Below are 8,391 nucleotides of genomic sequence, written 5' to 3'. Positions count from 1 at the left end.
CCGAACCCAGAAGGCCCTCACCTGTTCAAGCACCCAGCACGCGTGTCACCAACGTCCCGGGACAACACACCTAGGGCTTTTCGGCCCCCGCCGTGCCGCGCCCGTCCACGGTCCCGTCCCGGTGTCGTCCGGGCGGGGGACGCGGAAATACGGGAGCGGCGCTCTGTGCTCACCCCTCGGTTTGGCCGCCCGGCCACGCATGGAAGGGTTGATCACATGACGGACGCATCCGACCAGTGGAAGCAGTGGCACGTACGGCGCACCGAGACGGTCTCGGCGCCCTACGGCCCGCTCGCGCTGACCGGAACGTACTGGTTCGAGGAGTATCCGGACGGTCGACTTCCGGACATCCCCGGGATCTGGACGCCCGACGGCGACGCTGTCGTGCTCGCCGCCGGCGGAGGGGACGGACTGACCGTCGACGGACGGCCCTTGGCCGGTGAGGTGCGGCTCGGCGCCGACACCGGTCCGGTGGCGGACGCCCGGGTCGCGCTGGGCGAGCGGCGGCTGGTCGTGCTGGTCCGTGAAGGCATATGGGGCATACGGGACTTCGATCCCGCCTCCGCCGCGCGCCGGGCGTTCCGCGGCATCGTTGTCGGCGACCACGACCCGCGCTGGTCGGTGCCGGGCCGCTTCACCCCGTACGAGGAGAGCCGCACCGTGCGCGTGCCGAACGCGGACGGACGCGAGCGCGGCCTGGCCCTCGCCGGGGAACTGGCGTTCACTCTGGACGGCCGGGAGCTGACGCTCCGGGTCGCGCGGGAGCCCGACGGCGGGCTGTGGGCGGTGTTCGCCGACGCCACCAGCGGGAACGGCAGTTTCCGCTTCCGGTTCCTGTATCCCGGAGCGCCGGACGCCGAGGGGCGTACCACGGTCGACTTCAACCGGGCCGTACTGCCGCCGTGCGCCTTCGCCGACCACTTCGTCTGCCCGTTCCCGCCGCCCGGGAACACCCTGGACCTCGCGATACCCGCGGGGGAGCGCGCTCTGCACGACTGACCGGCCGTCACATCACCCCGATCGCACACGGTTCACTCGAACCGCACAGAGTCGCACGGCCGAAAGGCACCCTTGCGCCGACCGGTCGTTCGGCCGAATACTCCCCCTCAGCGCTTGTCAGGGTCACAACGTGTCCGGAATCCGGTTGCCGTGCCCTGGCTGCGCCTCACCGGGCCCCGACCCCACGCGGGCCCCCGACTTCCTTTGTGGAGGAACGAAACGTGAGGATCAAGCGCACTGCCCCCCGTAGCGGTATCGCGAGACGGACCCGGCTGATCGCCATCGCCTCCGGGCTCGTGGCCGCCGCCGCGTTCGCGGTCCCCAGCGCGAACGCGTCCGACACCAACACCTTCAGCGCCGCCCAGCTCACCAAGGCGAGCGACTCGGTGCTCAAGGCCGACGTGCCGGGCACCGCCTGGGCGGTCGACAGCAAGTCCAACCGGGTGGTCGTCACCGTCGACAGCCGGGTCTCCCAGGCTCAGATCGACCAGATCAAACAGCAGGCGGGGGCCAACTCCGAGGCCCTGACCATCAAGCGCACACCGGGCCGGTTCAACAAGCTGATCTCCGGCGGCGACGCCATCTATGCGAGTAGCTGGCGCTGCTCGCTGGGCTTCAACGTCCAGGACTCCAGCGGCAACTACTACTTCCTGACCGCCGGTCACTGCACCGACGGGGCGGGCACCTGGTGGTCGAACTCGTCGCACTCGACGACGCTCGGTACCACCGCCGGCTCCTCCTTCCCCGGCAACGACTACGGCATCGTGCGCTACACCAACAGCTCGGTGACCAAGTCGGGCACGGTGGGCAGCGTGGACATCACAAGCGCGGCCACGCCGTCCGTCGGCACCACCGTCTACCGCCGCGGCTCCACCACCGGCATCCACAGCGGCCGGGTCACCGCCCTCAACGCGACGGTCAACTACGGTGGCGGCGACATCGTCTACGGCCTGATCCAGACCACCGTCTGCGCCGAACCCGGCGACTCCGGCGGTCCGCTGTACTCCAACAGCGGCGTCGCCTACGGTCTGACCTCCGGCGGCAGCGGCAACTGCACCTCCGGCGGCACGACCTTCTTCCAGCCGGTCACCGAGGCGCTGAGCGCCTACGGGGTCCACGTCTACTGACGTTCCGACCTCCCGGGTCGTGCGCACGGCCCGGACCGCACCCGCAGCCGGCAGCAGGTGGAGCCCCCGTACGCAACAGGCGTACGGGGGCTTCCCGTTGTGCGCAGGGTGTGAACGACCGGTCCGGGCGCGGCCTCGCAGGGGCGAGATCAGGACAGGACCAGACCGCACGAAACGCCGGTTGGTTACTCACCCGTAACGTTTGCAGCGCGAACGAGGCGGTGTGACCTCGGACGGGCAAGCGACGAGGGGCGTACGCCGGTTGACGTATACGCGTCCAGAACTCGACCTTGTGTGCCCCCTGTGAGCCTCGGAATAGTAGGCGCCGTTCAACCGCCTTCCGGCCCGCGAAGTCCCCACAACCTCGCCGGTCGATCCCCCCACAGGAGGACGTCAGTTGAAGCATCGACGCATACCCAGGCGCCGAATCGCCGTGGCAGGTGCGGGCATCGCCGCACTCGTGGCCGCGGGACTCACCTTCCAGAGTGCGAACGCCAGCGAGCCCGCGAAGACCCCGGAGGCTCGCACCCTGTCGGCCCCGGCGGCCGGAAGTCTCGCCTCGACGCTGCTGAAGAGCCTCGGCGGCGACGCGGCCGGGACGTACTACGACGCGGGGTCGAGGACCCTCGTGGTGAACGTGCTCGACGAGACCGCGGCCAGGACGGTGCAGCAGGCGGGGGCCAGGGCCAGAGTCGTCGGGAACACCCTCGCCGAACTGGACGCGGCCCGCACGACGCTGAAGAAGGACGCGACCATCCCCGGCACCTCGTGGGCGACCGACCCGGTCACGAACAAGGTCGTGGTCACCGCCGACCGGACGGTCTCGACGCCCGAGTGGGCCACGCTCTCCAAGGTCGTCGACGGCCTCGGCGGCAAGGCCGAACTCAAGCGGTCCAAGGGCGAGTTCAAGCCCTTCGTCGCGGGCGGGGACGCCATCACCGGCTCGGGCGGCCGCTGCTCGCTCGGGTTCAACGTGGTCAAGGGCGGGCAGCCGTACTTCCTCACCGCCGGCCACTGCACCGAGGCCATCTCCACCTGGTCCGACGCCGGCGGCACGGTGATCGGCAGCAACGAGCAGTCCAGCTTCCCGGGCAACGACTTCGGCCTGGTCAAGTACACCGCGAACGTCGACCACCCGAGCGCCGTCGACCTCTACGACGGCTCCACGCAGACGATCACCAAGGCGGGCGAGGCCACCGTCGGCGAGAAGGTCACCCGCAGCGGCTCGACGACCCATGTGCACACCGGCACGGTCACCGGCCTGAACGCCACCGTGAACTACTCCGAGGGCACGGTCAGCGGCCTCATCCAGACCGATGTGTGCGCCGAGCCCGGTGACAGCGGCGGTTCGCTGTTCGACGGCGACACCGCGATCGGTCTCACCTCCGGCGGCAGCGGCGACTGCACCTCCGGCGGCGAGACCTTCTTCCAGCCGGTCACCGAGGCGCTGTCGGCCACCGGCGCTCAGATCGGCTGATCACTCCGAACGGCTCCGGTACGGCCCTGCCCCCGCGCGCGAGGGGGCGGGGTCGTACCGCGTGGCGCTGCCGCTCGACCGCGCGGGCCGCCGCCGCATGCGTTTGCGCAGGTGGGACACGCTCGAACGGATGTCGCACAGATGTTCGGGAATTGGTTTATGGTGGGGGTGAGAGTTGGGAACTGATGTTCGAGAGCCGCTGGGGGCTCACGAGTGCGGGAGGTGCGTGTGCCGGGCTTCACGCATCTGCACACCGTCTCCGGGTTCTCCGTGCGCTACGGCGCCTCGCACCCGGAACGGCTGGCCGAGCGCGCCGCCGAGCGGGGCATGGACGCCCTCGCCCTCACCGACCGGGACACCCTCGCGGGCACGGTCCGCTTCGCCAAGGCCTGCGCGGCGGCGGGCGTCCGCCCGCTGTTCGGCGCGGAACTGGCGGTGGACGGCCCGCGACGGCAGGAAGAAGTCGCACGAGGCGAGCGGCGCCGCACCCCGGTGCGCGGCGGTGCCTTCATCGACGAGTCGACCCCCCGCGTCACCTTCCTCGCCCGGGACGGCGCCCGCGGCTGGGCCGACCTGTGCCGACTGGTCACCGCCGCCCACACGGCTCCCGACACCCCCCTGCTGCCCTGGCCCGACAACCACGCCGACGGACTGACCGTGCTGCTCGGCCCCGACTCCGACGTGGGCCGGGCACTGGCCGCGGGCCGCCCCGACCGGGCCGCGAAGCTACTCGCCCCCTGGCGCGAGGCCTACGGTGACGCGCTGCGCCTGGAGGCCGTCTGGCACGGCCGCGAGGGCACGGGACCCGGCTCGCTGCGGCTGGCCGCCCGCACCGTCGGATTCGCCGCCGAGCAGCGGATCCGGCCCGTACTGAGCAACGCCGTGCGCTACGCCGACCCCGGCCAGGGCCCGGTCGCCGACGTCCTGGACGCCGCCCGCCGTCTGGTCCCCATCGACCCCACCAAGGAGCTGGACTCCGGCGAGGCCTGGCTGAAGGACCCGGCCGCCATGCTGCACACGGCCGAGCGGATCGTCGAGGCCGCGGGCTTCCGGCGGGAGGCTGCCCACCGCCTGCTGGAGCAGACCGGGGCCACGGCCGCCGAGTGCCTGGTCGACCCCGAGGACGACCTCGGGCTGGGCACCGTCCACTTCCCCGAGCCGCACCTCGTCGGTGCCGCCCGCCGCACCGCCCAGCGCACGCTCGCCTCCCGGGCGGCGGTCGGCATGGTGCTGCGTGGCTACGCCGGCCGGCGCGACTACTGGGAGCGGATGCACGACGAGCTGGACGTCATCGCGTACCACGGCTTCGCCTCCTACTTCCTCACCGTCGCCCAGGTCGTGGACGACGTGCGGAAGATGGGTATCCGGGTCGCCGCGCGCGGCTCCGGAGCGGGCTCCCTCGTCAACCACCTCCTCGGCATCGCCCACGCCGACCCGGTCGAGCACGGGCTGCTGATGGAGCGCTTCCTGTCCAGGCGGCGGTTCGTCCTGCCCGACATCGACATCGACGTGGAGTCCGCGCGCCGGCTCGAGGTCTACCGCGCGATCATCGACCGGTTCGGCACCGAGCGGGTCGCCACGGTCGCCATGCCGGAGACGTACCGCGTCCGCCACGCCGTCCGGGACGTCGGCGCGGCCCTGTCCATGGACCCCGCCGAGATCGACCGCATCGCCAAGTCCTTCCCGCACATCCGCGCCCGCGACGCCCGCGCGGCCTTGGAGGAGCTGCCCGAGTTGAAGGCGCTGGCAGGGGAGAAGCAGAGGTACGGCAGGCTGTGGGAGCTGGTCGAGGCCCTGGACGCGCTGCCGCGCGGGGTCGCCATGCACCCCTGCGGCGTGCTGCTGTCCGACGCCTCACTGCTCGCGCGTACGCCGGTGATGCCCACCAGCGGCGAGGGCTTTCCCATGTCCCAGTTCGACAAGGACGACGTGGAGGACCTCGGGCTGCTCAAACTGGACGTGCTGGGCGTGCGGATGCAGTCGGCGATGGCGCACGCGGTCGCGGAGGTGGAGCGGACCAAGGGAGAGCGGATCGACCTGGACGCGGTACCGCCGGGCGACCCGGCGACGTACCGGCTCATCCGCTCCACCGAGACCCTCGGCTGCTTCCAGATCGAGTCGCCGGGCCAGCGGGACCTGGTGGGCCGCCTCCAGCCGGCGACCTTCCACGACCTGGTCGTCGACATCTCCCTCTTCCGGCCCGGTCCGGTCGCCGCCGACATGGTGCGGCCGTTCATCGAGGCCCGGCACGGGCGGGCGCCGGCGCGCTACCCGCACCCGGACCTGGAGGAGCCGCTGAAGGAGACGTACGGGGTGGTCGTCTTCCACGAGCAGATCATCCACATCGTGCACATCATGACCGGCTGCGGGCGCGACGAGGCGGACCGGGTGCGGCGCGGGCTGTCCGACCCGGAGTCGCAGGGGCGGATCAAGGTGTGGTTCGCCCAGCACGCGGCGGTGCGCGGGTACGACGCGGAAACGATTCGGCGGACCTGGGAGATCGTCGAGGCCTTCGGGTCGTACGGCTTCTGCAAGGCGCACGCGGTGGGCTTCGCCGTGCCGACGTACCAGTCGGCGTGGCTGAAGGCCCATCACCCGGCCGCCTTCTACGCCGGGCTGCTCACGCACGATCCCGGGATGTATCCCAAGCGGCTGCTGCTGGCGGACGCGCGGCGGCGCGGGGTGCCGATCCTGCCGTTGGACGTGAACAGGTCGGGAGTCGCACACCGTATCGAACTGGTGTCTGATTCACGATCGGCGGTGCGGTCGAATTCACCTGGTGTCTGGGGACTTCGGCTGGCGCTCTCCGACGTGCACGGCATCAGCGAGGCCGAGGCGGCCCGGATCGCGGACGGGCAGCCGTACGCCTCGCTGCTGGACTTCTGGGAGCGGGCCCGGCCGAGCCGCCCGATCGCCGGGCGGCTGGCCCAGGTGGGCGCGCTGGACGCGTTCGGCGCAAACCGCCGCGACCTGCAACTGCACCTGACCGAGCTGCACCGGGGCGCCCGGGGCGGGGGCGGCGGCCAACTGCCCCTGGCCGGCGGCCGGAAGACGGCCGCGGCCGGGCTCCCCGACCTGTCCGACGCCGAGAAGCTCAGCGCCGAGCTGGGCGTGCTGTCCATGGACACCTCACGGAACCTGATGGACGACCACCGGGCGTTCCTCGACGAGCTGGGCGTGGTCTCCGCGCGCCGGCTGCGCGAGGCCCGGCACGGCGAGACGGTGCTGGTCGCGGGCGCCAAGGCGGCCACCCAGACCCCGCCGATCCGGTCCGGCAAGCGGGTCATCTTCACCACACTGGACGACGGCACCGGCCTGGTCGACCTGGCCTTCTTCGACGACTCCCACGACGCCTGCGCGCACACCGTCTTCCACTCCTGGCTGCTGCTGGTGCGCGGGGTGGTGCAGCGGCGCGGCCCGCGCAGCCTCAGCGTGGTGGGATCCGCCGCCTGGAACCTCGCCGAACTGGCCGAACTGCGCGCCGAGGGCGGCCTGGAGGAGGTGGCGGCCCGGCTGGCACGCCCCGTCCCGGAGGGAGCGGAGGGCACCCCCGACGGCGAAGGCGACGGCGACGGCGGGGACGGGGACGCGCGGGACCCGGCGCGGGCCGGGCGCGACCGGAGCATCCGCATGTCCACCGGCTACGAGATGCACCCATGGGCGGATCTGCGCCCGGCGGGCGAAGGGCCCGCGAGCGGAAGGAAGTTGTGGCACCAGTCTCCAGGGAGCGCGGGATGACCATCCTCTGTGTACGTTTCCAGCTGCCCCCGATGTACGAGGCGGTCCTGCCGGGGCTGCTCGGGCTGCTGGAGGAGTTCACCCCGGTGATCGAGGCGCTGCCGCCGGACGGGGCGCTGGCCGATCTGCGGGGCGCCGAGCGGTACTTCGGGCGCGACGCGGTCGAGCTGGCCTCGGTGATCCGGGTCCGCGCGCTCGCGCGGTACGGCGTCGACTGCCTGATCGGCGCCGGACCGGGCCCGATGCTGGCCCGCATGGCCCTGTACGACGCCCGGCCCGGGATGACGTGCGCGGTGACCGAGGACGCCGTCGCCGAGTTCCTCGCCGGCAAGCCCGTCACCGCGCTGCCCGGCGTCGGTACGGCGACCGCCCGCACCCTGGGCGAGTACGGCCTGGACACCCTGGACCGGGTCGCCGCCGCGCCCCTGTCGACGCTCCAGCGCCTGCTCGGCGCGAAGACCGGCCGCGAGCTGCACGAGAGGGCGAACGGCGTCGACCGCGGCCGGGTCGTCCCCAACGCCGTCTCCCGCTCCCTGGCCACGGAACAGCCATTCGAGCGCGACGAGCTGGATCCCGACCGCCACCGCAGGGCGCTGCTGTCGGCCACCGAGGAACTGGGCGCCCGGCTGCGCGCCCTCGACAAGGTCTGCCGCACCCTGACCCTGACGGTGCGCTACGCCGACCGTTCCGCGACGGTCCGCACCCGCAGGCTGCCGGAACCCACCGCCCACACCACGGCGCTGACCAGGGCCGCGTACGGCATGTACGAGGCCCTCGGCCTCCAGCGCGCCCGGGTCCGCGCCCTCGCCCTGCGCGCCGAGGGCCTGGACTCCGCCGAACAGGCCTCCTACCAGCTCACCTTCGACCCCGTCGACGAGAAGGTCCGCCGCATCGAGGAGGTCGCGGACCGCGCGCGAGCCAGGTTCGGCCCACGGGCCGTGATCCCGGGCACCCTGGCCGCGTGACTCCGGCGACCGGGGGCCCGGCGCGGATCGCGCCGTACGAGCCGCTTCTGCCCCTTTTGGTGATGGTTCGTCAGGTCCACTACCC

At 72.4% G+C, this 8,391-nt stretch carries 5 protein-coding genes; all 5 read left to right on the top strand.

The features are described 5' to 3' along the window. Nucleotides 1–216 precede the first annotated feature (216 nt). On the top strand, nucleotides 217–999 hold the full coding sequence (locus tag IE318_RS29865) for a DUF1684 domain-containing protein (RefSeq protein WP_030178963.1): 783 nt from the start codon (nucleotides 217–219) through the stop codon (nucleotides 997–999). Between the two features lie 221 nt (nucleotides 1,000–1,220). Beyond that, nucleotides 1,221–2,126, top strand: coding sequence for a S1 family peptidase (locus tag IE318_RS29860; RefSeq protein ID WP_189905329.1), 906 nt, complete (start codon nucleotides 1,221–1,223; stop codon nucleotides 2,124–2,126). A 397-nt stretch (nucleotides 2,127–2,523) separates the two neighbouring features. After that, nucleotides 2,524–3,603: a S1 family peptidase gene (locus IE318_RS29855; protein ID WP_189905328.1), complete on the top strand. Its 1,080-nt coding sequence runs from the start codon at nucleotides 2,524–2,526 to the stop codon at nucleotides 3,601–3,603. 228 nt (nucleotides 3,604–3,831) lie between these two features. Beyond that, nucleotides 3,832–7,341 carry a DNA polymerase III subunit alpha gene (locus IE318_RS29850; RefSeq protein ID WP_189905326.1) on the top strand — a complete coding sequence of 1,170 codons (3,510 nt, stop codon included), beginning with the start codon at nucleotides 3,832–3,834 and terminating at the stop codon, nucleotides 7,339–7,341. After that, the gene (locus tag IE318_RS29845; RefSeq protein ID WP_189905324.1) at nucleotides 7,338–8,306 is read left to right on the top strand and encodes a DNA polymerase Y family protein; all 969 of its coding nucleotides are present in this window, start codon (nucleotides 7,338–7,340) and stop codon (nucleotides 8,304–8,306) included. The genes IE318_RS29850 and IE318_RS29845 overlap by 4 nt, the downstream gene beginning before the upstream one ends. The last annotated feature ends 85 nt before the right edge of the window (nucleotides 8,307–8,391 follow it).

The sequence above is a fragment of the Streptomyces spiralis genome, assembly GCF_014654675.1.
Lineage (GTDB): Bacteria > Actinomycetota > Actinomycetes > Streptomycetales > Streptomycetaceae > Streptomyces > Streptomyces spiralis.
This window is presented reverse-complemented; position numbering and strand designations above follow the sequence as displayed.